We start from the raw sequence: 23,881 nt of genomic DNA, 5'->3' as shown, positions 1-23,881 counted from the left end.
GTTTCTCTACTCGGCCGCTTCCGGCTTGCGCTCCTCGCGCAGCCGAAAACGCTTGAGAAGCGCGGATACGGTGTCGCGGAAGCCGCCATACTCCAGCTCGGAATAGGGCAGCATCGCGGCGCCGGACCAGCCCTGGCTGCGCATCTCGATCGCCTTGCGCTGGGCGCGCTGACGGACCTCATCCCACGCAAGGTTGTCGAAGAAATCGGTATACGACTCCGAGAATTTTCCGTCCTTGTCGATCGAAAAGCCGGCGCAGGAAACGATCGGCAGGCAGTACATACCCGTCACCGGCGTGTTAAGTGGCACCGGCATCAACGGCATCACGTGCGAGCCGCGCGCATCGCCGCCCACGAAGTGCGCTTTGGCGAACGGCGAGATGATTTCTTCGGGCGCCGGGAAAATCCCCTGGTTTCTGACGATCGCAACCGGATCATCCTTGCCAGTGTACTTGCCTGCGATCGAGTGAAGGCGCTGCGCCGAAACAGCGACGGCGACCTCGCCATATGTTTGAGAAACGATACGGTCAATGCCAAAGCGCTCGTTGTCGCGAAGCAGCGCCGCAATATGGTAGCCGTCCGCGGGCGCGTCGAGTTCGATCACGCTGTCGCCACCCGTGTTATCCATGTCGATGACATGGAAACGGAAACCCTTGATCATCGGGGGCAGCATCAGCCCGGCGCAATACATCGGATCGGCAAAGGCCAGATAGAGCGGCAGGTTGTAGGCGCCGGGGCCGCATTTGTCGGCGGCGAACACCATGAAGGACTCCGCGGGTCTCGCACCCGAGAGGCTGTGCTCGAAGCTGAGCTCGGCGACGGCCGGGCCGGCACCGCGAACGTTTCCGGAAGGTGCGTCGACGAGAAGATCCTGGCCGGCGCCATAGAGCCCGGAAGCCTTCGCGACCGATGTGGCTGCGAGAAACGTTTTCCATGCGAATTGATGTACCTCGGAGCTGCCTTCGCCCCGTGTGTGCGTCATGATGATCGCAATGTCGTCGCCGGTGTGGCGGACGAAACCGTCGATCAAGAGGTCATTGTCGATCGCTTTAGCGACCTCGCCCTCGACAGTCGCCATCATGCGTGCAGACGGTTTCGTGTGCCCGCCGACGGAACCAATGTCAGCCTTGATGACCGAAAGAGTGAGTCTCATGAGCATTCCTCCGACCGCAGCTCAGCGCCTCCGCCTCGGCGCTCGCTGCGCCGGGGCGACGGCGCTGCTCATCAATGAAAGGAACCTCTGATAGGTTCCTCGCTGCATTATGGCCCTCCAGCAACCGCGTGTCGATACGCGCTTACGACGCACCGCAGCAGCCGATCATGCCACGGTCCGGATTGCCGCTCCCCGTACTATGACGCGCGGTTGAGAAAGATCGGCAACCCCCGCTTGTTGGCGTAGATGGGACGGTAGCGCTTCGTGTTGTACGTGCTGGCGACGTCCAATTTGCGTGGCCCGAGTCTGGCGTCAGGGATAGGCACGAGGTCGTAGCGGCCATCGACCAGCGCCGACATGAGGCCGGTCCGGCCTTCCAAAACGGCATCGTAGGCCATGTTGCCGAAGGTCAGGGCGACAAGCTTGTCGATGAAGTCGGGATCGCCCGATCGCAGATCGTAGGTGAGGTCGGAGACGATGGTCTCCTCGCCCGTGCGCCGCTTGATCTCGTCGGCAAGCGCTTCGGCCACGCTGGCTTTCTTGCGGTGACCATAGGCGTCGGACTCGCCGTATTCCTGCACCCTGTAGCCCTCCCACTCGGCGCCCTCGCTGAGCACGATCAGCGCATAATTGCTCGGGTTGGCGTGCTTGTCCTCGAGCAGCAACTGGATCAGTTCGTCGAGATTGACCTTGTATTCCGGTATGACGCATCGAATCGAGGTCGCGTACGCGGTGTAGAGCGCGGTAAATCCGGCATCACGGCCGAAGATCCGGAAAATGCCAATTCGTTCGTGCGAGCCGACGGTGGTGCGCTGCCGCTGGATGGCGTCGCTGGCGCGGGTGATCGCGGTCGAGAATCCGATGCAGTACTCGGTGTTCCGGACGTCGTTGTCCATCGTCTTCGGAATGGCGATGATCTTGACGCCGAGTTCGTTGAGCTTGTCCGCATAGCTGAGCGTATCGTCGCCGCCGATCGCGATCAGGTGTTCGATGCCGAGCCCCGAGAGATTCGCCAGCACCTGCCTCGTGAGGTCCCACGTTTTGGTTGCGATGCCGCCCTTGGTACTCTCTGAGAATGGAAAATCCCTGCCGACGAGATGATCGGGCAGCTTTTTCGTTTTGGACGGATTGGTGCGGCTCGAGTGCAACACGGTGCCGCCGCGCCGGTCGATGGTGCGGGTGTTTTCACGGTTCAGTGGAATGAGGTAGTGAGATTTGCTGGCGGGGTCGTCCAGGTTCAGATGGGTAAGGGCCTCCCAACCGCGGCGGAGCCCGACGACCTCGATGTCGTCCTCACTGCCGCGATAAGTCACGCTCTTGATGACCGCGTTGAGGCCGGGGACGTCGCCGCCGCCCGTGAGAATGCCGATATGCTTCCTCGCCATGCCCACCTCCCAGGATTGCCATAGCGTAATAACGTCTGCATCACGTTGTGGTTTCCGTAAGGCGGGTCCGTGGCTATCCGCCAGCGGAGGCATACTCGCCTAAATCTCCACTTTGAGTTGCGCGACCCTCCTTGCTCTACATCTCCCGCGCATCGCGCCGCCGGTAGACCAGCAGCATCAGCGGCGCCAGTTTGCGCAGCAGCCCATGGGCCACGATCGGCACCGGCTCGGTGAACGGCAGCGCTAATTCCTTCTCCGGCACACCGCGAACCGCCTTCGCCAACTCACCGCCGAGTGGAATGGTGAGCGCCACCGCGCGGCCGTTGCAGCCGGTCCAGCCAAAGGCATTCGGTCCGAGCCGGTGAATGCGTGGCAAAAAGTCCGTGGTCATCCCGACATAGCCGTTCCAGACGTAATCGAAGGAGATCTCGCCGATCTGCGGCCAGAGCCGCTGCAGCCGCTCCGTCACCCGCGCCTTCAACCGCTCGGCCTTGTTGCCCGGACCGATCACGGCGCCGCCGGTAACCAGGCGATTGCGCGCATCGTAACGCGCAAAGTAAAGCTCGCCGTGGGTATCGGACATCGCCTGCCGGCCGGGGATGATGGTCTTGCGGACATTGTCCGACAGCGGCTGCGTCGCCATCTGCCAGGACAGGATTGGCATCACTTCGGTCGCGATATCAGGCACCAGCGATTTCGAGAATTCGCCGCTATAGGCATTGGTCGCGACCACCAGCGACCGGCCCGAAATCTCGCCCTTCGCCGTCTTCACCACCCATTTGCCATTGCGGCGCTCAAAGCTCTCCGCCGGCGAGCGCGCATAAATCCGCGCGCCGAGACCGAGCACAGCGCGCGCGAGGCCGCGCGCCAGCGCCAGCGGATTGATGTGGCCGCCGGTCCTGTTCCAGAAGCCGCCGTACCACGCGTCCGAGCCGAGCATCTCGCGCGCCTGCTCGCGCGACAGCAAGTCGACCGGCGCGCCGTAGTTCGACCATTGCCGCACGCGACGTTCCGCGATCTTGATGCGGCCGGGCGAATGCACCGGCTGAACCCAGCCGGCCTGCTCCTGCTCGGCCTCGATCTTGTATCGCCGCGCCACCTCGAACAGCGTCGAGGCGCTGTCGCGCAGCATCCCGACAAAGCGTTCGCCGACCGCGCCGTGCCTGGCGACGATGTCGTCGGGATCGGGCCGCGACAATGTCGGGATCACCTGGCCATTATTGCGCCCGGACGCACCCCAGCCCGGCTCCGCGGCCTCGACGATCGCGACATCGACGCCGGCTTCGCGCAAATGCAATGCCGTCGAGAGCCCGGTGAAGCCTGCGCCGATCACGATGACATCGGCTTGTTGCGTGCCGATCAACTCCGGAAGATCGGGCCCCGGTGGCGTCGCCGCGGCCCACAGCGAGTCGGGCCAGCGGACGTTTGTCGTATTCATCGGGATCCTTTCTTGCGGGCGCCTGATCGATCTGGTTAGCTTAAACCTTCAATCCATGCCGGGGAAATAAAAGAGTGGCACTCAAAAACGTCATCGGACTAGATCACGCCGTCGTCATGGTGAAGGATCTCGACAAGGCCGCGGAAAACTGGAAGCGGCTGGGGTTCACCATTTCGCCGCGCGGCACTCACAGCGCGCATATGGGATCTGGCAATTACACCATCATGCTCGACCCTGATTATATGGAATTGCTCGGCGTACTGACGCCGACGGAACATAGTGCTCCGGCGCGGGCGTTTCTGGAGAAACGCGGCGAAGGCATCGAGCGCATCGCCTTCACCGCGGTGGATTCGGCCGCCGGCGCCGAAGAAATTCGCGCGCGCGGCTATGTGCCGATCGGTCCGACCGATTTCGAGCGCCCGGTGACGATGCCTGACGGCACGCTGTCGGCGGCCAAATTCCGGACCTTTCAATGGCCGACCGCGGAAGCGCCAGGCGGCGTGCGCATCTTCGCCTGCCAGCACAAGACGCGCGAAACTGTCTGGATCCCCGAACTGATGAAGCACGCCAATGGCGCCAAGCGCCTGAAGCAGGCGTTGATCATCACGCCGGATCCGGCCAACGACGCCGCGCATCTGTCGCGCTTGATCGATCGCGATGTGCGGGCTGAACCGGACGGCGCCACCGCGGTGCCATCGGGCGGTGACCGCGCCGACTTCGTGTTCCTGACCAGGGATCAGCTCGGCAAGCGCTATCCCGAAGTTTCGCTCGCGGGCCTGCCCGAGCGCGGCGGCGCCGGTCTTGTGATATCAGCCGATGTCGCGGCTGCCGAGAAAGCGCTCGGTTCAACCGGTGTCCACAGCAGCGGCGCCATCTGTGTGCCGCCTGCTGCGGGCAATGGCACGCTGCTCGCCTTCGTGAAGGCGTAGCCGGAAAATCCTGTGCGCGCGGCCACCGCACTGCGATACCGCGCACATTAGGGCTATGCACACCGCTCGCGCGCGCTAGTATTCTCCCAAAATACAAGCCGACCCCAGGGAGAGAAACCATGAACGATCATCTGATCTCGCGCCGTGCATTGCTGGCAGGCACGGCCGCGGCCGGCGCACTCAGCCTCACCGGATTGCCCGCACGCGCCGAACCGCAATGGAAGAAATACGCCGGCACCAAGCTGGAAGTGGTCCTCGCCAAGGGCCCGCGCGGCGACAATCTGCAAAAGTACATCAAGGAATTCACCGATCTCACCGGCATTCAGGTCGAGTCGGAGCAGATTCCGGAGCAGCAGCAGCGCCAGAAGGCCGTGATCGAGCTCGCCTCGGGCAAGCCGAGCTTTGACGTCGTTCACGTCAGCTATCACGTGCAGAAGCGGCAGTTCGAGAAAGCCGGCTGGCTTGCCGACATGACCGGCTACATGAAGGACCCGAATCTCACCGCGCCCGACCTCGTCGAAAGCGATTTCTCCGCCGCCGGGCTGGAATACGCCAAGAACGACAAGGGGCAGATGCTGTCGCTGCCGTGGTCGGTCGACTATTTCATCCTCTATTACAACAAGGAGCTGTTCCAGAAGAAGGGCGTCGCGGTGCCGAAGACTTTTGACGAGATGGTCGCCGCGGCCGAAAAGCTCACCGACGCCAAGGAAGGCATTTACGGTTTCGTCGGACGCGGACTGCGCAACGCCAACATGACGCTGTGGACCAACTTCTTCCTCAACTATGGCGGCGAATTCCTGGACTCCAAGGGCAACATCCTGACCGACGGCCCGGAGGCGATCCAGGCGACAAAACTCTATCAGACGCTGCTGACCAAAGTTGCCCCGCCCGGCGTCGCCGGCTTCAACTGGATGGAGTCGATGGCGTCCTTCACGCAAGGCCGCTCGGCGATGTGGATCGACGGCGTCGGCTGGGCGCCGCCGCTGGAAGACCCGGCCGCCTCGCGCATCGTCGGCAAGGTCGGCTACACCGTCGTGCCGGCCGGACCCAAGGGACAATATTCGGCGACCTATGGCGACGGCCTCGGCATTGCGGCCGCGAGCAAGAACAAGGAAGCCGCCTATCTCCTGTGCCAATGGGCGGTGTCGAAGACGCAGGGCGCGCGGCTGTTGCAGGCTGGCGGCGGCGTGCCGTTCCGTAACTCCATCCTCAACGATCCCGAGATCCAGAAGGGCGTGAAGATGCCGAAGGAATGGCTGCAATCGGTGATCGATTCCGCCAAGATCAGCAAACTCGGCCTGCCGGTGGTGATTCCGGTCGCCGAATTCCGCGACCTCGTCGGCGCGGCGATTACCGCGACGTTGGCCGGCGCCGATCCCGCGACGGAATTGAAGAAGGCCCACGAGCAGTACCGGCCGATCCTGGAGCGCAGCGAGAAAGCGTGAGTGCGTTGACACAGACTACTCCGGCCGCGGCGCAAAACGATGCCGCGCCGGAGCGCGAATGGCGGCCGCCATCCTACTGGCCGTTCGTGGTACCGGCGCTGGTCGTCGTGCTCGCGATCATCATATTTCCATGGCTGTTCACGATCTGGATGAGCCTGAACGAGTGGAAGGTCGGTTCGCCGACCACTTTTGTCGGGTTCGCCAATTATTGGCGGCTGCCGAACGATCCCCGCTTCGTCGAGGCGGTCGGCCACACCATTCTCTACACGGCTCTCTCCGTACTGCTGCCGCTGGTGTTCGGCACTTTGGCGGCGGTGGTGTTCCACGCCAAATTTCCCGGGCGAGGCTTTCTGCGCGGGGTGTTCATCATGCCGATGATGGCGACGCCTGTTGCGATCGCGCTGGTCTGGACCATGATGTTCCACCCGCAACTCGGCGTGCTCAATTATCTGCTTTCGCTGGTCGGCCTGCCGCCGCAGCTCTGGGTGTTTCACCCGGCAACCGTGATTCCGTCGCTGGTGCTGGTCGAGACCTGGCAATGGACCCCGCTGGTGATGCTGATCGTGCTCGGCGGCCTCGCCGCGATCCCGGTCGAACCTTACGAGAGCGCGCAGATCGATGGCGCCGGCGTCTGGCAGATGTTCCGCTACATCACGCTGCCGCTGATCACGCCGTTCCTGTTCATCGCCGGCATGATCCGCATGATCGACGCCGTCAAAAGCTTCGACATCATTTTCGCGATCACACAAGGCGGGCCCGGCTCGGCGTCGGAGACCATCAACCTCTATCTCTACAGCGTCGCCTTCATCTATTACGACCTCGGCTATGGTTCGGCGATCGCGGTGGTGTTCTTCCTGCTCATCATTGCGATGGCCGCCATGATGCTGCATCTGCGCCAGCGCACGCTGTGGACCGAGATCGGCGGTGGCGCATGAGCTTGCGTCAGATCCTCGGCAAGATCGGGCTTTGGCTCGCGGTGTTCATCATCGTGTCGCCGGCCATCCTGTTCTTCCTCTGGATGGCTTCGCTGTCGCTGAAATTCGAGGTCGACAACGCCGCCTACCCGCCGGTCCTCATCCCCGAGCACTTTGCCTGGAAGAATTACGCCGACGTGCTGGCGTCGAACCGGTTCCTGACCTATTTCGTCAACAGCCTGATCGTGACCGGCAGCGCGACGTTGCTGGCGATGCTGGTCGGCGTGCCCGCCGGTTACGGGATCGCGCGCATGGCCGCGCACAAATCCGCGATCGTGATCCTGATCGCCCGCATCACGCCGGGACTGTCCTATCTGATTCCGCTGTTTTTGCTGTTCCAGTGGCTCGGACTGCTCGGCACGCTGCTGCCGCAGATCATCATCCATCTCGTGGTGACCGTGCCGATCGTGATCTGGATCATGATCGGCTATTTCGAGACCACGCCGCTGGAGCTGGAGGAAGCCGCCCTGATTGACGGCGCCACGCGCTGGCAGGTGTTCCGCCACGTGGCGCTACCTATCGCCCGCCCGGGCCTTGCGGTCGCCTTCATCCTCGCGGTGATCTTTTCCTGGAACAATTTTGTGTTCGGCATCGTGCTGGCGGGGCGCGAGACGCGCACGCTTCCAGTGGCCGTCTACAACATGATCTCGTTCGATCAGTTGAGCTGGGGACCGCTGGCGGCCGCAGCGTTGATCGTGACGCTCCCGGTGCTGCTGCTGACGGTATTCGCCCAGCGACAGATCGTCGCCGGGCTAACCGCAGGTGCCGTCAAGGGCGGATAGGGCCCCCGTGCGTTACTTGTCTTCCTTACCTCGCCCCGCTTGCGGGGAGAGGTCGGATCGCATCAAAGATGCGATCCGGGTGAGGGGGACTCTCCGCGGAAACAACTGTCACCGTCTTCGCGGCGCGGCCCCTCACCCCACCCTCTCCCCGCGAAGAGCGGGGCGAGGGAGAAGTAAGACTCACTCAGCCGGCGCCGCCGACATTTCCGGATGCGAACTGTAGCTCTCGCTGGTGCTGGTCTTGCCCAGCGCGTACAGGCCACCGGCCATCACGACATAGGCCAGCGCCACGCCCGGCGTCACGCCGAGCCCACTGCCGATGCCGACCGCTTCGCCGTGCATAAAGCCGAAATAGGTCATCACAGCGCCGGCGAGCGCGAAGGCCGAAGCCTTCATGAAATCACGCTCGATGATGAAGACACCGATCGCACCCAGGATGAGCCCGGCAAGGATAGAACCGCCGCCCATCACTTCCAGCCCGTGGTAGATCACGCCTTGCTGTGGAAGCGAGGCAATGGCCGCGGTCTTGACCGCGCCGACCTTGTCGGGAGCCAGCGCACCGACCGTCTGGGCCGCACTCAAGGTAGCTCCGAGCATGGTGTCGATCTGCAGCTTGGCCCAGGCCGCAAGATGCGGCGTCAGCGCCAGCACCACAGCGGGCGCGTGCTTGACCGGCGTGGTCTGGAACGCCTGCGCGCCGATCAGCATGCCGATGTAGAGCAGGATCGGTGAGATCGCGACGACAGGCACCAGCGCCAGCAGCACCGAGATGATGCCGAACCACGACAACACGACCACCATGATGCCGGTCGCGGCGGAATAGCCGATCCGGCCGCCCATCGCCTTCCAGCCGGGATGGCCGATATAGACCGCGTTGATGAAGGGGTTGCCCATCAGGCAGCCGATCAGGCTGACGACGCCGTCGGCGGTCAAAACGCGGGTGGTCGGATATTCGTCGCCGGCCGCTTCCGCGCTCTCGACGTTGTCCATGGCTTCGACGAGATCGTAGATGCCGAACGGGATCGCCGTGACCAGGATGACGCCGAGGAACTCGAAGCCCGAGAACACCTGGCCAATGGCCGGGATCGGCACCGAGAAGCCGAAGCTTGCAAAGGCATCGCCGACGCCCTTGACGCTGAGGCCACCGAGCCCGAGGCCGAACAGGTTGGAGCCCCACGCGATGATCATGCCGACCGCGATGGCGACCAGGCCTGCCGGGATGTTCTTCGGATATTTCACACCGCCGAACCAGCTCACCAGGATGATGCCGAAGCAGACCAGACCGATCTGCGGCGTCATGTACATTTCCAGCGCCGGCCGCATCGAGATGAAGGTGACGGAGACGCCGGCGAGCGTGCCGAGCAGCGCCGCACGCGGGGTGATCTTGCGGATATACGGGGCGATGAAGCCGCCGATCATGAGAAGGAAACTCTGGAAGAACACCCAGACCAGGCCGGCCGACCAGCCCTTCATGGGATCGCCAGTCTTGATCGTGATCGGCAGCATGATCACGAAGGTGACGATGAACATGTGCGGCACGCTGACGCCCGACGGCAGCGCGCAGACGTCCGTACGGCCGGTTTTCAGCGCCAGCCGATAGGCGAGGAAGGCATAATAGAAGGTGGACAGGCACATCATCAGGCCGAGCGCCGGCAGGATGCGGCCGAACACTAGGGAGTCCGGCATCTTCAGCACGAAGCGCAACAGGCCGGTCAAGACCAGCATGTTGACGAGGATGTTGGTGCCGAAACCGAAAAAGGCGTTCCAGTCGCCCGGTGTCCACAGAACCGGCCTGAAATCGGACTTGCCGGCAGTCCCCGTCATGCTTGTGCTCATCGTGATCCCCCTGCTGCTACTGTCTTTGAAGTCTCCGGTGAAAGTGCCTCCAGTACCGCGGCTGAATCGGTGACCCAGCCGAAGATTCCGCCCTGGGCCTTGATCATCTTCAGGCCCATCTCGTGGAATTCAGGGAAATAGGACGCGCAGCCGTCGGACAGCACGACGCAGCGATAGCCGCGGTCGTTGGCCTCGCGCACGGTGGTGTTGACGCACACTTCGGTGGTGACGCCGCACACCAGCAGATTCTCGATGCCGTATTTCTGCAGGACGTCGGAAAGCTCGGTGGCGTAGAACGCGCCTTTGCCCGGCTTGTCGATCACGACCTCGCTGTCGAGCGGATAGAGTTCGGGAATGATGTCATGGCCGGCTTCGCCGCGGATCAGGATCCGCCCCATCGGTCCGGGATCGCCGATGCGCAAGCTCGGCGCGCCGCGTTCGACTTTCGCCGGCGGCGCGTCGGACAGATCGGGCAAATGTCCCTCACGGGTGTGCACGACCAGCATGCCCGTATCGCGCGCCGCCGCCAGCACCGCCGCGATCGGCTTCACCGCGCGCGCGAGCTGCGAGACATCATTGCCCAGCGTTTCACCGAAGCCGCCGGGCTCCATGAAATCGCGCTGCATGTCGATGATGACGAGTGCGGTTTTGGTCCAGTCGAGCTCGATCGGCTCTGGTTCCGCCGCCACTTTGCCGAAGGTACCGCTTGAGTTCGTCATGACGTACGCGCCCCGAACGAGAGAACTCCTTAAGCCAGGCCAAGCAAGGCGCGTGCCATTGTGTACAATCCCGTTTGGCGTTTCCAAAAAACGGAATCCATCATGTTTTCAATTTGTTGGGCGTCGATGGAGCAGTTGCTCATTCTCTGTGCGTCGCTTTGATGACGTGCATTTGCTTATTGGATGTGCGGAATTTTTATTGCACTTGATTTGCGCAGGGAGGGTCAGGGCTGGCATATTTGTTGCTGATTACGATTGGATTGGATGGAACAGCGCTGGCAGCATTTCGCGCATCGAAGGGCACCGGCTGACGGGAGGACAACATGAACGGACTTGGCGGCCTCAACAAATCGCCCGAAGGCGTCGTGATCGGGCTGGTTCAACTGCAATTGCCCGTGGTCGTGACCCGCGCCGACCTGGCGCGGCAGACCGAGCGCATCGTCACCATGGTCGGCAAGGCGCGGCGCAATCTTTCCACCATGGACCTGGTCGTGTTTCCCGAATATTCGCTGCACGGCCTGTCGATGGACACCAATCCCGAAATCATGTGCCGGCTCGACGGCCCCGAAGTCGCGTCCTTCAAGCGTGCCTGCATCGACAACAAGATCTGGGGCTGTTTTTCCATCATGGAATTCAACCCCGACGGCAATCCCTACAATTCCGGCCTGATCATCGACGACCACGGCGAGATCAAGCTCTACTATCGCAAATTCCATCCCTGGATTCCGGTCGAGCCGTGGGAGCCCGGCGATATCGGCATTCCCGTGATCGAGGGACCGAGGGGCGCCAAGATCGCGCTGATCATCTGCCATGACGGCATGTTCCCGGAAATGGCGCGCGAATGCGCTTATAAAGGCGCGGAGATCATGATCCGCACCGCCGGCTATACCGCGCCGATCCGCGAAAGCTGGCGCTTCACCAACCAGGCCAATGCGTTCCAGAATCTGATGGTCACCGCCAATGTCTGCATGTGCGGCTCCGACGGCTCGTTCGATTCCATGGGCGAAGGCATGATCGTGAATTTCGACGGCACGATCATCGCCCACGGCACCACCGGGCGCGCCGACGAGATCATCACCGCCGAGGTGCGCCCCGACCTGGTGCGCGAGGCGCGGATCAACTGGGGTGTCGAGAACAACATCTATCAGCTCTGGCACCGCGGCTATGTCGCGGTGAAGGGCGGCGCGATGGACTGCCCCTACACCTTCATGCAGGACATGGTCGCGGGCACGTTCCGCCTGCCCTGGGAAGACCAGGTCAAGGTCACCGACGGCACCTCGTGCGGTTTTCCGGCGCCGATGCGAATGTTCGGCAAGACCGCGAAGGCGGCGGAGTGAAGCAACGGCTGATTCTGGGCCGTCATTGCGAGCCAACGGGTCGGCGCAAAGCGCCGCCCGATGACAGGCTCCGCGAAGCAATCCATTGGGCCGCAAGGCAAGAATGGATTGCTTCGTCGCTTCGCTCCTCGCAATGACGGAAAACATGGCTTCGCGACCTCGCCGCGCATTTCGCGCGAGTTTTTCTGAAAACGTCGCGCCCCAAGTGATTTGCCCGTCGGGCAATCAGGTCGCAAGGATATCCGTCATTGCGAGCCAACGGGTCGCGCGAAGCGCCGCCAGTTGACAGGCTCCGCGAAGCAATTCATCTCGCCGCCAAACGAGAGAATGGATTGCTTCGTCGCTTCCGCCTCGTTGAGCTACGGCGGACAAGTCGCTCCTCGCAATGACGGCGTTCCAGGGCGTGAACCCATACATTCGGAGCGGTCGGCGGACGTCCGCTTTGGTGCGCATTCCGGACTCGAGTCGGACATCGCGCGAGGGCCGAAAAGTGCAAATACCGGACATACAGGTCCATGCTGCTGTATGTATGCAGCTGGCGGGATTCTGCTCAACCAAAAGCGGTTATGTGTCGATCTTGTTCATGAAGATGAATGGAACTCGATGAGATGTTTCGCATTTTATGGCACAGGCAATCCTTGCGCGCCGGTTTCGCCGAGCGCACGCTTGCCAAGCGTTTTCACTGGAACTTACGGAGGATGCGACCATGCCACAGGTCAAGCAAGCTTCGAAGAAGAAACGCACAACCAAAGCCGCCGCCGTGAAGGTGCTGGGTGCCGCCGGACTGGGTCTTTCGCTGGTGGGTAATGCATCCGCATCCACGATGCCCACTGCCGGTATCCCGCAATCTGACAATACCTCGCCCAATCAGCGCTTCGTTCTTAGCGAAGAGGAAGTGGCCGACGTCAGTCTCGCCACGTTCCATCTCTTCGATAGGGAGAACGTTGGCAGCGGCGTGCAGCTAGCCCGCGGATGCGGTGGTTGCGGCGGCTGCCGAGGTGGCGGTGGTTGCGGCGGCTGCCGAGGTTGCGGCGGTGGCGGCGGCTGCCGAGGTTGCGGCGGTGGCGGCTGCCGAGGTTGCGGCGGTGGTGGCTGCGGGTTCGGGTTCGGGTTCGGTGGCTGCGTGGGTTGCGCGGGCTGCGTGGGTTGCGCGGGCTGCTGCCTGTCCTGGGGAGCGTGCCGCTTGTGCTAAGTCCCACGACATGACGGCAGGCCACACCAGGGACTCTGCCAAGCTGGGCCTCTAATCGATCAGCCTCTCGCTGGTTGCGAGACAGGGCCGTTGATGCGTAGTCGAGTACGCGCTTGGCCGAGCTTTCGGCCGGCGCCACCGCTCCATGCTTTTGTGCCGGGCCTTAAGCCTGAACCCTTACTAACATAAACCCGACGCCGAGAAAATTGCATCCAATGAGTTCAATAGCCGATTTTCCCAAGGTCGCCTAATGGGATGGTCCGGCCGTGCTCCTGCCCCGCCAGCATGCGAAGCCGGCAAGGGGCGCCAAAGACAAGGAGCACGCCATGTCCCAGACACTCAATAGCGCGATGGCCGTGATTGGCATCGATATCGGCAAGAACTCGTTCCACGTCGTGGGCCACGATGCGCGCGGCGCCATCGTGCTGCGGCAAAAGTGGTCGCGTGGCCAAGTGGAGGCGCGGCTCGCCAATATACCGCCTTGCCTGATCGGCATGGAAGCCTGCGTCGGCGCCCATCACCTGAGCCGCAAACTCGCATCGCTGGGTCACGATGCCAGATTGATGCCGGCCAAATATGTACGCCCCTATAGCAAGGGACAGAAGAACGACTTCAATGATGCCGAAGCGATTGCCGAAGCCGTGCAGCGCCCGACGATGAAGTTCGTGGCGACCAAGACCGCGGAGCAACTGGATCTGCAGGCGCTGCATCGGGTGCGCGAGCGACTGGTGTCGCAACGCACCGGCATCATCAACCAGATTCGCGCCTTCATGTTGGAACGCGGGATCGCCGTGCGCCAAGGTATCGGCTTCCTGCGCACGGAACTGCCCACCATCCTTGCGACGCGCACCGATGCCCTGTCGCCACGCATGTTGCGTGTCATCGAGGAGTTGGCAGGCGACTGGCGCCGACTGAATCAGCGTATCGATGGCCTCTCCGGCGAGATCGAAGCCCTGGCCCGTCAAGATCAGGCATGTTCGCGCCTGATGACGGTGCCCGGCATCGGGCCGATCATTTCGAGCGCCATGGTGGCCGCGATCGGCACTGGAGACGTATTCTCCAAAGGCCGCGACTTCGGCGCCTGGCTCGGACTGGTGCCCAAGCAGATCTCAACGGGAGACCGCACGATCCTCGGCAAAATCTCGAGGCGCGGCAATCGCTACCTGCGCGTTCTGTTTGTGCAGGCGGCATGGGTTGTGCTGGTCAGGATAAAGGACTGGGAACGTTACGGGCTCAAATCCTGGATCGAAGCCGCCAAGAGGCGGTTGCACCACAACGTGCTCGCGATTGCGCTCGCCAACAAACTTGCCCGCATCGCCTGGGCGGTGCTGGCGAAAGGACGCGCCTTCGAGCTGACGAGGACCGACGATGCAGACGTCCGACCCGCTTGATCCTCGCGCCGTGCTCGGCGCGGTCAAGGCGCAGCCTGGCAACGCCGGAGCCAGCCGCAAGCCAAGCGCGACGGCCGGCCTTGACCGCCCCTGCGCGCGACGCGATCGACGTTCTGCGGGCCGGGACGAAGGAACGGCCCTCGGCTCGAACAAAGGAACTGCGCGATATGAGGAGCAAGCGATGACGTAACCCTATCAACAGTTTCCAGCCGAGGTCTGCGAGAGGATGAGACGAGATGGAGGATCGGTCTTCCCGGCGCATGCGAACACTGGTGACCCAAATGGCCCAATCGAGGCCTGTCGCCTAATGAGAACGCACGCGCGCTGATATCCATGATGGTCCGGAGCAAAACAGCTCCAACTAGAGACCGGATACATTGATGCAAGACCGCTTACCACCAGATCGACGAAACCTCTTGCAACGCACGGCCGGACCATACATTCGGGTCAAAAACGGTCCTGACGCCCTTGAAATGGGATGTCTGTTTTACCCCCGAAAGCAGACCTTGGCCGAATTGCACAGCGCATTTCAACGCCGAGGCGGCCTTTTACTCGGGAGCCTTAAGGCCGCCTGCCGTCCAACCCGTGTTGGCTGCCTTCATCGGGTCCCCGACAACCATCTTTTGGACATGCTCGCACTTCGGACATTGGAGCGTCAGAAAGTCGGAATGGGCGGGACCAGGTTCGATCCGGGCAGCATCATCCGGCCCTGACACTTAGGGCAGCGGGGCCGTTGGATGGGAAGCAGAGGACGGTGATGGAACCAGCTGCTCTTCTGGTTCGCGGAGTCGGTGGTAAATATTGCTCACATCGGAAAAGTTAAATGAAGGCGAATCGCACACTCACCTCACAACGCATTCAGGTCGTCGGGCACATCGCCGAACTTCCTGATTAGCCTATGCGATGAATTTAATCTGCGTTTGGAACGTTAAACTACACAGTATGTTGTCGCTGCACACGAATGACCGTTGTGGTCGCCCAATCATCCCCTGGAGTGCCACATGACCAAACGTAAACCGGCAACAGCGTCAAAGCAGGCCCACAGCACGAAAATAGCCGCCCAACGGGCCAAGCAGGCTATTATTACAAGCCCGAAAGACAGCCCCCCGCGCTCGGTTGCGGCAGGCTCGACTGAACCGCCCCCTGAGCGTCATAACGACTCAAAACAAGAGGCTCCCCTCGTTGAGAAACCGGCGACAGCCTTACAAGATGACGGCAAACAGACGATGACGGATAACGATTCAAAGAAGGGGTTTGTTTTTTCTTCAGCCACGGCAAACGTGCGGGCTTATCAAGCAAAGCTGCTGGAAATGGCACAAGCCAACATGCAATTGGCTTTTGAATTCGCCCAGAGGCTTGCGACGATTAGGTCGCCCGTTGAAATTCTCAGTGTCATTGCAGAATTCACAAGCAAGCGGATCGCCATGTTCCAGAAGTATTCGATAGAAATGGCTGAATTAGGTACCAAGCGGTGAAAAAGCCCAAGACCAAGGCCGCCTGGCGAGGTCTTTTTCAAACAGTATCGGTCAATCGCTGATCCGCCGCCGTCAATACCCATAGAGTTGGCGACGTGATTCATGATTCAAGCGTCTATCGGATATGTCCGCTGGCGTAATGCTTGACTTCCGCCGCAGTCATCGGCGGCCTCACCGCCATCGCCGAAACGACTGCAACGGCGGTTTGGCCGGGTCGGTTTTGCCGCAGCACCAGCACGTCGATGCCTTGCGGGGTGATCTTCATCGCAAAATCGTAACCTTCGAGGACGCGTGCAGCGACGCGCTGCAATGGCCCGTCGAAGACGCCGGTCTTGAGCGTCTCCAGCGTGTCGTCCGAGCGGTACTGCAGACCGAACCTGTCGTGCAGCGCGGACAGCACCTCCTGCAGCGGCACGTCGTGAGCTTCGACATGAACGGTCTCCGGCCGTCCCTCCACCCGCACCTGCGCCGGCGCCGCGCTGCCGCCGGCCAGCAGGAGCGCCGATGCGACCGCCAACAGCAGGGACGTACGATGAGCCGTCATGCCAGCTCCGCTTCCGGAATCTCGCGCAACAACCGGGCGCGAAGTGGCGCCAGCCGCGCCGCATGCGGCCGCCACTTGCCGACCGACGAAGCGTAGATCGGGCGGCGCACCTGAACGGCGCTGGCCGTCGCCGACGGCGCCGGGCTTTCGTGAAAGCGCATCACGTCGTCCTCCCACGGCAGCCCGATGAAACGAATGATGTCCCGGCTCGCCGCCGCCTGGTCCTTGACGATGTCTTCGTAGTTGATTTCCAGCAGCACGTCGGGCGGCAACACTTCCCGCCAGTGCTGCGACAGGCGGCGAAAGGCCAGATAGTAATCCGCAAGCTCGATCTGATCATACGAGAACGGGAACTTGCCGCGAAAGTGGGCCTTGTAGATCGCCCAGCACGCGTCCATCGGATGCCGCTGCACCAGGATGATCCTGGCCGCCGGCAGGGCTGCGTGAATGAGTCCGCAGTAGAGATAGTTTTCCAGCGTCTTGTCGACGAAACGAGCGTCCGGCGGCACGCGAAGTGCTGCCGCCGCGTCCATATATCGCTCGCCGATGCCTGCGAGGTCGCTCCCGGCCGAGTTCGTGGTCATGGCACGGTGCATCTCGGCCGCGAATACACCGGTCTCGCCGACCGAATGCATGGCGGAGTGACTGGCGATGATGCGTTCCACCAGCGTCGTGCCGGTGCGCGGCAGCCCGGTCACGAACACCGGCGCGGCGCCGCTGTAACCCGCCGGCGCGGTGTCGAGCCAGCGTCGGGTATGCGCGCGGATGATCCCGTCGATTTCCCCGATCCCGGCAGCGGAATCGCGCGCGAGCAAGCCGTGCTGCAGCGTGCAGCCGGCCTCGACGTGCTCGAAGGCGCGGTCGTGGCGATCGAGGTCTTCGCATTCCTTGCCGAGCGCGAATCGCAGCAAGACCTCGCTCGGACCCGTCAGCCTGCCCTCGCCGACCAGCGCTTCCATCTCCTCGATATGGTTGCGCTCGGCGGTCTGGATGCGCAGGTCGGAGCGCAAATAATGAGCAAGGCCATAGTGGCGGTCGCGCGCGATCGCCAAATCGCAATGCGCTTCGGCGTCCTTCAGCGCGCCGGTCATCCGCTCGGTCGCCGCTAGATTGAACAGATATTGCGGCACATCGGGACGGGCAGAAGCGGCGCGCAGGAATAATTGCTTTGCCTTTGCGTGCAAGCCGAGCAGGCCGAAGATCGCGCCGAGCGCGTCCTGCCCTTCGGGGGCGTCGCCGATGATCTGAGCGGCGGCTTCGGCGGCCTCGAACGCGCCGCGCGCCTCGCCAGAAACGAACAGGCATTTTGCGCGCAGAATGAGCGCGATCGGATCCTTCGGCATCAGGGCAACCGCGCGATTGGCGCAGACGATGGCCGCGTCGGGGCGCCCTCGCTGCAACGCAGTTTCGGTCAGCAGCGCCCATGCGGCTCCTTCGTCGGGCGCGCGGGCGAGCACTTCGGCGCAAATCCGCTCGGTCGTCGCCAGATCTCCGCCGGCAAAGGCGCGGCGCGCTGTCTCTATTGTCGGTATCGTCGGTGCGGGAGCCCGCTGCGGCGCGATTGTTTTCAAGGGGACAGCTCCATGACGAAGGCCGGATGGTGATCCGGCCCTCGATACGCGTGTGAAATGGCGATAAGGCCGTTCCCTGGCGGGAACGGCCTTTGTCGATCAATGATCGCCGTGGTCGTCGCCGTGCTGGTCGTGATCCCCGCCCCCATGATCCGCGAAGGCGAAATTGCCGAAGAGATCGCCGATCGCCGGCCGGTTTTGCGGCACATAGGGATTGTCGTCCGAGGTCTGCGGGTTCGGCAGATTGTCGCGGCTCCGGGTCGAGAGCTTGGGCAGATGCCAGTTGCGTTCGATGAATTTGATGACCGAGGCATGATCGGAATATTCGTGCGACATGTGCCCGCCTTGCGAATATTTCGACACCACGATCATCGGAATGCGCGTGCCGTCGCCGAAATAGTCGACCGGCTGGACGTAACCGGAGTCGTAATAGCCGCCGCCCTCGTCGGTGGTGACCAGGATGGCCGTGGACTCCCACAGTTCATCGTTGGCCTTGACCTGTTCGATGATCCGCTTGGCGAAGGATTCGAACAGATCGAGCCGGGACGACGAAGGATGGCCGTCGTTGAAGGTGCTCGGCTTCACGTACGACACGGCCGGCAGATTGCCTTTGGCGATGGCGTCATAAAGATCGAGCGTATCCTTCATGTGCGCATTGATCGCCGCCGGGTTGTTCATGACGGAGGCGGAATAGAGGAACGGATTGCAGATGTTGCAATACAGATAGGCGATCGGGTCGAGCGCGCCGAAGTTCGTGCCTTCGCCGGGCGCGGTCTTGAAGTCGTTCCAGCGCTCGCCGAAATACGCCCACGATACGTGGGCCTGGCTCAGCACATCGCCGATGTGTTGCTGTTTGATCACCGGCGGCAGCGTGAACGGGCCGTTATTGATCGGATCCTGGGCGCCGCTGCCGATGAACGCGGGGACGTAGTTGTTGAGCAGGTAATAAGCGTGCGGCGCGCAGTTCGGCGGCACGTGGATCGCCGTCAGATAGTTGACGATCGGGGCGACGCCCGGCTGCGTGAAGTCGGAGCAATTGGTGTAGCTGCCGCCGCCATAGCCGTCATTGCTGTACCAATTGTTGGTGCCCGGCGCCGGATTGGGGTTCTCGACCTCATCGACAAAAACCGGCGGGTTCGAACCCGGAACCAGAACGTGGTTGGGGGTGGCGGGACCGCCCTTGGCGTCCGCGTAATACAGCGCGTCGGCATAGCCAAACATCATCTGGTTGGCGAAGGTGCCGCCCATCACCGGCTGGTGATAGTTGTCGTTGAGCGTGTACGTGCGGGCGAGTTCGGTCAGATAGGGCGCGTCGCCCTTGGCGACGTTGTAAAAGCCCATCGCGATATTGCCTTCGTTGAGCGGATGCGGCGTCGGATTGCCGTTGCTGCCGGAAGAGACGGTCTGCTCGACCCAGGGGAACAGATCGGCCTGACATCCGCTCGGATTGTGCCCGGTGGACTTGCTGACATCGCAGTCAAGCTGTTGCCACATCTGGTAGAAGCGATGCACCGGGCTGCCGCCGTAGGTCGCATAAAGGCTCTGGGTGGCTTCGCCCGGCACCACCGTCACCAAAGGATAGGGGCCGTTCGGCAGGTTGCTGGAGCTCAGGATGCGGGTATCGGGCGAATTGCCGGCGATGCCGGTCGCACCGGTCGTGAGCAACGGTAAATCCTGCGGACGCAGGCCGTAATCGCCGCGGGCGGCTTCCGACAGCGTGGAGAGGCAACCCGGACCGTTGAGGGCAGCCTGTTCCACGGTGGTATAGCACTGCTGCGGCGCGTACGAGGTTCCGGGCGCCTGAAGCTTATTGGTCGAGTTGTTGTAGGGGGTCTTTTGACCCGGGCTGTTCGAGAAGGTGTTGTTGACGACCGCCGAGAATTGCGCCGCCTTGGCGTAATTCGGGCCGGGCGAGCCGTCCTCGTTGATAATTCCCTTGGACAGAAGATTGTCGACGCGTTCACCGTGGCCCGGCTTGTAAGTCGCGAACACATGGTCGAAAGTCCGGTTTTCTCCCATGATGACGATCACGTGCTTGATCGGGCTTTCGGTCCGGCGGCCGTTGCTGTTGTCTCCGAAGGCGTTGTTGTCCATCGCGTAGACGTCATGTCCCATCAGCGACAGGATCGCTGCGGTGACGACAGTACGATCGCGTAGACGTCTAGTCAGTTTAGGAAGCATGACGCGCCCTCTTTTGTTATGAATGCGGGGGAAAATGGTTCGGCAGGCAGCAAGTGCCCAGGCGAACGTTAAAGGGCGCAGTTGTCAGATGTGCTGCGGCAACATGTCAGTTCCGTTAAAGGATCATGACAGCGGGCAGAGGTCGCCCGCCAAAGCGCCGCTCGACCGCTCGGGGTTTATGGTTTTCGCTCAACGCTTTGCGGGTAGAACCCGAGATTTCGGACTCAGCGCTTCAGAATTCGTCGCTTCCGCCTTCTCAGCCGAGCTCCGGCGGACGTGCCCTGCTCGCCATGACGTGGCCCGTGCAAACGCAGATTCGCAATCCCGCGCTTTCAAAACGATGCGCAATGGCGCCTGCAATGCAGGAATCGATTGGATAAATCCCTAGTTCCATTTGAGCAGCGGGCTTCCGAATGCCCTTCGCCAGACCGAAAGGAAACGAGGAAACCAGGAGTGCGCAACCGCTCCCCGATAGGCCCATGTCCGGTATTTGAGACCTTTTTCGGACAGCAGTTCCTGATATCCGCCATGTGTCTCGGTAGCGGTTCGAATGTCGTTCAATATCTCCCGGGCATGAGACCGGTACGTATCGACTCCCGCGAAATCATCGTAGTCCAGCATGCGATCGGCGAATTCGACATTGAACGTCGGCCAGGAGGAACGTCCCTGGTAGGCTGGAGCTGCAATTCTGTGGATCATCTTGTTCTGCGGGTTATCCACGGATACCAGGAAGTGAGACGTACTTGGTATACGAAACCGGGGTTCAGCGAGGACCAGATCGGTCGTGGCTGCGAATAACGCGCGCTCGCCAGCGTCGCTCAAATCCCAAAATCCCCGGTGCACATTGACGAAATCCAGGGCGATGGCAGACGCGGGCGGTACGCTGGGGGACTGCAGCGCATGCCTGATATAGCCATGCTTGCCGAACAGAAGGAGAAGCTCCTTCTTGTATCGTGACAACTCGCGCCCGAGCTCTCGTTCCAGCTCGGCCTGGTCAATCACCCCGAGTTGTATGCCGCGCAGGAATGTCGTGTGGACACAGGCGTTGGTGACGAACCGCCTGCGTTCGGCGCGGGTGTCGGTTGCCGCGGAACGAGGCGCGGTCACGTCACAAAGCAAATATTTGGCGCCGCCATCGTCGAACGACTCCAGCGATTTCGCGAGTTGCAGTATCGCCCTTTTCACATCCTCACGATACTCAGCAAGCAGCAAGCGGCCGGCATGCGCGCCCTGTGACATCACCAGATAGGAAGACGGCCTTTGGTCCGCGCCGACAATCTGTTCCAGACCTGCCAGGATGCCCAACAGCGTATCCGAAGGCCGCGAGAAATAATTGACGCCAAGATACCGATCGCGTCCCGCCGGGATGAGAGTCGTGGTGACGACATCGGCGCGAACGGCCTCCAGCATCAGCCGGACACTTTTTTCGAGCAAGCGAACCCGCCGGACGGCGTCCTCGGAATCCATGATGGTCTCGGGATCGAGAACATCGGGATAGAACCAGGCGAAGTCCCGCGGATAGTAGGCGGTTGCGTGCGGTGCCCCCGTGACGAGAAACGACTCGGTTGCGGAAAACGCAGAGTTCATCGCGTGCCGGTACAGCTCATCGATGGCCGACGACAGGCCATGGGTCTTCCTCAGGAATCGATCACCGAGAAAATTCACCGCCTGAATGGAATTGGCGACACAGGTGGCAACGAGCCCCTGGTAAAACCGGTATTCGCGATGAGATGGAAATGAAATATCGCTGTTCATATGCCCCGATGAATTATGTTCGTGTGTCAAGTGCTGTCAGTTAGTACTCAAACAGCCATGATTCGTCTCTCTGCTTGCTGGACTCTCAATACGTCGTCCCGGCGAACGCCTGGCGAACGCCGGGACCCATACGCCGCGGCGGTAGTTGTTGAAGAAGGTGTTTGACGACAGCATCCTCACCGATAGGCCACGGCGTATGGGTCCCGACTCAAGGCCGGGACGACGTGTATTTACACCTCCCGCGGCCGGAAATTCTCGATCAGCCGTAGCAGCACCCGCGCACCGGCGTCGGCGTCGGCGGGTTCGACGTGCTCGTCGGGATGATGGCTGATTCCGCCGCGGCAGCGGACGAAGATCATGGCGACGTCGGCGATATCGATCATCGCCATGCCGTCATGCCCTGCCCCGCTCGGCAGTTCGAACACGGGATAGCCTTCGGCGGCGACGGCTTCGGCGACCTGCCCCTTCAGCCACGGCGCGCACGGCACGGTGCGGTTCTCGTGGGTGACGTCGACCTGCAGCGCGAGATTGCGGCGTTTGGCGATCGCTTCGATCCGGCGGACGATGTCGGCCACCGCCAGTTTGCGGTGCGCATCGGTCGGGGCGCGGATGTCGATGGTAAAATTGACCCGGCCCGGAATCACGTTGGTCGCGCCGGGCATGGCGTCGATATAGCCGACGGTGCCGACGAGCCCATCCTCGTCGGTCTTGCAAAACCCCTCGATCGCGACGATGCACTCGGATGCTCCCGCCAGCGCGTCGCGCCGCAGCGCCATCGGCACGGTGCCGGCATGTCCGGCCATGCCGGTCAGGTGCGCCGCCAGCCGCGTCGCGCCGGCGATGGCGGTGACCACGCCGACCGGCAGGTCGTGCTGCTCCAGCACCGGTCCCTGCTCGATGTGCAGTTCGACATAGGCATGCAGTTCGCGGCGCGCGCGGGCGGCGGCGCCGATATGGTCGGGGTCGAGGCCGAACTGCACCATCGCCTCGCGCATCGAGATGCCGGCATGGTCGCGGCTGTTGAGCACGCTCTCGACGAACGTTCCGGCGACGGCCCGGCTGCCGAGCAGCGTCGAGGCGAACCGCACCCCCTCCTCGTCGGCAAAGCCCACGACCTCGATCGCGAACGGCAGCCGCCGCTCTCTCTTGTACAGATCGGCGACGCAGGAGATCGCCGTGATCAATCCGAGCGGCCCGTCCCATTTGCCGGCATCGCGCACGGTGTCGTAATGCGAGCCCAGCATCAGGCACGGCAGGCCCGGCCGCTCGCCTTCATAGCGGCCGCAGACATTCCCGATCGCGTCGAGATGCGCGCTCATGCCCGCGCCGCGCATCCAGGACAGGATCAGATCGGCGGCCGTGCGATGCTCGGGCGTCAGGAATATCCGCGCCAGATGTTCCGGCGTCTCTGAAATGGCCCCGAGCTGATTGATCCGCTCGACGATTTCGCCACCAAGCGATGATCGTCCCGTCCCGGCAGCTGCCGCCTCTGTCTTGCTCATGCTTTTCCAGTGCAGCGCCGCTGCCGATCCGCGCTTTCTTGATCGATACAAGTTCAATGCCAGCGGAGGAGATGCAACCATCGCCCGGACGTTTTCACTGGTAGCAGCCCCGATCCGCTTGGGCAGCCGACAAATGACCAATCCCCGCCTTAGTGCACGCATCCGGAGCCCCGGCCGGAGCCAAGAACTGCTTAACCTCCTTGCATACAATGATAAATTGATGCCTATAAATTAAGCCAGCAGGCTCCTGCACAAACTTTGAACGGCGGCGAC

General features: G+C 62.1%; 18 protein-coding genes. 7 read left to right on the top strand and 11 right to left on the bottom strand.

Features of this window, described 5'->3' with window-relative positions:
* Positions 1-6 precede the first annotated feature (6 nt).
* The 3 genes from NL528_RS14785 to NL528_RS14775 form a co-directional block, all read right to left on the bottom strand.
* On the bottom strand, positions 7-1,152 hold the full coding sequence (locus NL528_RS14785) for a fructose 1,6-bisphosphatase (RefSeq protein WP_309183398.1): 1,146 nt from the start codon (positions 1,150-1,152) through the stop codon (positions 7-9).
* Between the two features lie 197 nt (positions 1,153-1,349).
* Positions 1,350-2,537: a 6-phosphofructokinase gene (locus NL528_RS14780; protein WP_309183397.1), complete on the bottom strand. Its 1,188-nt coding sequence runs from the start codon at positions 2,535-2,537 to the stop codon at positions 1,350-1,352.
* A gap of 136 nt (positions 2,538-2,673) precedes the next feature.
* The gene (locus NL528_RS14775) at positions 2,674-3,975 is read right to left on the bottom strand and encodes an FAD-binding oxidoreductase (protein WP_309183396.1); all 1,302 of its coding nucleotides are present in this window, start codon (positions 3,973-3,975) and stop codon (positions 2,674-2,676) included.
* 74 nt (positions 3,976-4,049) lie between these two features.
* Here NL528_RS14775 and NL528_RS14770 point away from each other — a divergent pair, with 74 nt between their 5' ends.
* From NL528_RS14770 to NL528_RS14755, 4 genes are all read left to right on the top strand, one after another.
* Positions 4,050-4,904, top strand: a complete 855-nt coding sequence (locus NL528_RS14770) for a VOC family protein (protein ID WP_309183395.1) — start codon at positions 4,050-4,052, stop codon at positions 4,902-4,904.
* Between the two features lie 119 nt (positions 4,905-5,023).
* Complete coding sequence (locus tag NL528_RS14765; RefSeq protein ID WP_309183394.1) at positions 5,024-6,349, top strand: sugar ABC transporter substrate-binding protein; 1,326 nt, start codon at positions 5,024-5,026, stop codon at positions 6,347-6,349.
* A complete protein-coding gene (locus NL528_RS14760; RefSeq protein WP_309183393.1) occupies positions 6,346-7,284 on the top strand; it encodes a sugar ABC transporter permease in 939 nt (312 codons plus the stop codon). Before NL528_RS14765 ends, NL528_RS14760 begins: the two co-directional genes overlap by 4 nt.
* The gene (locus NL528_RS14755; protein ID WP_309183392.1) at positions 7,281-8,105 is read left to right on the top strand and encodes a carbohydrate ABC transporter permease; all 825 of its coding nucleotides are present in this window, start codon (positions 7,281-7,283) and stop codon (positions 8,103-8,105) included. Before NL528_RS14760 ends, NL528_RS14755 begins: the two co-directional genes overlap by 4 nt.
* 180 nt (positions 8,106-8,285) lie before the next feature.
* Here NL528_RS14755 and NL528_RS14750 read toward each other — a convergent pair whose 3' ends face one another.
* Together NL528_RS14750 and NL528_RS14745 are read right to left on the bottom strand one after the other, a co-directional pair.
* Entirely contained in the window at positions 8,286-9,941 is a 1,656-nt protein-coding gene (locus NL528_RS14750) for a regulator (RefSeq protein ID WP_309183391.1), read from the bottom strand.
* On the bottom strand, positions 9,938-10,660 hold the full coding sequence (locus NL528_RS14745) for an isochorismatase family cysteine hydrolase (RefSeq protein ID WP_309183390.1): 723 nt from the start codon (positions 10,658-10,660) through the stop codon (positions 9,938-9,940). The genes NL528_RS14750 and NL528_RS14745 overlap by 4 nt, the downstream gene beginning before the upstream one ends.
* A gap of 323 nt (positions 10,661-10,983) precedes the next feature.
* Here NL528_RS14745 and NL528_RS14740 point away from each other — a divergent pair, with 323 nt between their 5' ends.
* Positions 10,984-11,997, top strand: coding sequence for a formamidase (locus tag NL528_RS14740; protein WP_309183389.1), 1,014 nt, complete (start codon positions 10,984-10,986; stop codon positions 11,995-11,997).
* 961 nt (positions 11,998-12,958) lie between these two features.
* On the opposite strand, the gene NL528_RS14735 is transcribed toward NL528_RS14740, so the two are convergent.
* Positions 12,959-13,231, bottom strand: coding sequence for a hypothetical protein (locus tag NL528_RS14735; protein ID WP_309183388.1), 273 nt, complete (start codon positions 13,229-13,231; stop codon positions 12,959-12,961).
* Between the two features lie 284 nt (positions 13,232-13,515).
* On the opposite strand from NL528_RS14735, the gene NL528_RS14730 reads away from it, so the two are divergent.
* Both NL528_RS14730 and NL528_RS14725 read left to right on the top strand, forming a co-directional pair.
* Positions 13,516-14,580: an IS110 family transposase gene (locus NL528_RS14730; protein ID WP_309178052.1), complete on the top strand. Its 1,065-nt coding sequence runs from the start codon at positions 13,516-13,518 to the stop codon at positions 14,578-14,580.
* Between the two features lie 1,001 nt (positions 14,581-15,581).
* Positions 15,582-16,055, top strand: coding sequence for a phasin family protein (locus NL528_RS14725; protein WP_309183386.1), 474 nt, complete (start codon positions 15,582-15,584; stop codon positions 16,053-16,055).
* A 115-nt stretch (positions 16,056-16,170) separates the two neighbouring features.
* Here the strand turns inward: NL528_RS14725 and NL528_RS14720 are convergent, their stop codons facing one another.
* From NL528_RS14720 to NL528_RS14700, 5 genes are all read right to left on the bottom strand, one after another.
* Positions 16,171-16,599: a hypothetical protein gene (locus NL528_RS14720; protein ID WP_309183385.1), complete on the bottom strand. Its 429-nt coding sequence runs from the start codon at positions 16,597-16,599 to the stop codon at positions 16,171-16,173.
* Entirely contained in the window at positions 16,596-18,170 is a 1,575-nt protein-coding gene (locus NL528_RS14715; protein ID WP_309183384.1) for a sulfotransferase, read from the bottom strand. The genes NL528_RS14720 and NL528_RS14715 overlap by 4 nt, the downstream gene beginning before the upstream one ends.
* A 99-nt stretch (positions 18,171-18,269) precedes the next feature.
* Entirely contained in the window at positions 18,270-20,351 is a 2,082-nt protein-coding gene (locus NL528_RS14710; RefSeq protein WP_309183383.1) for an alkaline phosphatase family protein, read from the bottom strand.
* A gap of 384 nt (positions 20,352-20,735) precedes the next feature.
* Positions 20,736-22,106 (bottom strand): hypothetical protein, encoded by a 1,371-nt coding sequence (locus tag NL528_RS14705; protein WP_309183382.1) that lies wholly within the window; start codon positions 22,104-22,106, stop codon positions 20,736-20,738.
* Positions 22,107-22,336: 230 nt separating this feature from the next.
* Positions 22,337-23,608: an allantoate amidohydrolase gene (locus NL528_RS14700; RefSeq protein ID WP_309183381.1), complete on the bottom strand. Its 1,272-nt coding sequence runs from the start codon at positions 23,606-23,608 to the stop codon at positions 22,337-22,339.
* Positions 23,609-23,881: the final 273 nt, after the last annotated feature.

Source organism: Bradyrhizobium sp. Ash2021 (assembly GCF_031202265.1).
Classification (GTDB): domain Bacteria; phylum Pseudomonadota; class Alphaproteobacteria; order Rhizobiales; family Xanthobacteraceae; genus Bradyrhizobium.
This window is presented reverse-complemented; position numbering and strand designations above follow the sequence as displayed.

Excerpts from the sequence above, each read along its gene's own strand:
- NL528_RS14785 (WP_309183398.1), bottom strand. The coding sequence starts at position 1,152 with ATGAGACTCACTCTTTCGGTCATCAAGGCTGACATTGGTTCCGTCGGC.
- NL528_RS14780 (WP_309183397.1), bottom strand. The coding sequence starts at position 2,537 with ATGGCGAGGAAGCATATCGGCATTCTCACGGGCGGCGGCGACGTCCCC.
- NL528_RS14775 (WP_309183396.1), bottom strand. The coding sequence starts at position 3,975 with ATGAATACGACAAACGTCCGCTGGCCCGACTCGCTGTGGGCCGCGGCG.
- NL528_RS14765 (WP_309183394.1), top strand. The coding sequence starts at position 5,024 with ATGAACGATCATCTGATCTCGCGCCGTGCATTGCTGGCAGGCACGGCC.
- NL528_RS14755 (WP_309183392.1), top strand. The coding sequence starts at position 7,281 with ATGAGCTTGCGTCAGATCCTCGGCAAGATCGGGCTTTGGCTCGCGGTG.
- NL528_RS14750 (WP_309183391.1), bottom strand. The coding sequence starts at position 9,941 with ATGAGCACAAGCATGACGGGGACTGCCGGCAAGTCCGATTTCAGGCCG.
- NL528_RS14745 (WP_309183390.1), bottom strand. The coding sequence starts at position 10,660 with ATGACGAACTCAAGCGGTACCTTCGGCAAAGTGGCGGCGGAACCAGAG.
- NL528_RS14740 (WP_309183389.1), top strand. The coding sequence starts at position 10,984 with ATGAACGGACTTGGCGGCCTCAACAAATCGCCCGAAGGCGTCGTGATC.
- NL528_RS14730 (WP_309178052.1), top strand. The coding sequence starts at position 13,516 with ATGTCCCAGACACTCAATAGCGCGATGGCCGTGATTGGCATCGATATC.
- NL528_RS14725 (WP_309183386.1), top strand. The coding sequence starts at position 15,582 with ATGACCAAACGTAAACCGGCAACAGCGTCAAAGCAGGCCCACAGCACG.
- NL528_RS14720 (WP_309183385.1), bottom strand. The coding sequence starts at position 16,599 with ATGACGGCTCATCGTACGTCCCTGCTGTTGGCGGTCGCATCGGCGCTC.
- NL528_RS14710 (WP_309183383.1), bottom strand. The coding sequence starts at position 20,351 with ATGCTTCCTAAACTGACTAGACGTCTACGCGATCGTACTGTCGTCACC.
- NL528_RS14705 (WP_309183382.1), bottom strand. The coding sequence starts at position 22,106 with ATGAACAGCGATATTTCATTTCCATCTCATCGCGAATACCGGTTTTAC.
- NL528_RS14700 (WP_309183381.1), bottom strand. The coding sequence starts at position 23,608 with ATGAGCAAGACAGAGGCGGCAGCTGCCGGGACGGGACGATCATCGCTT.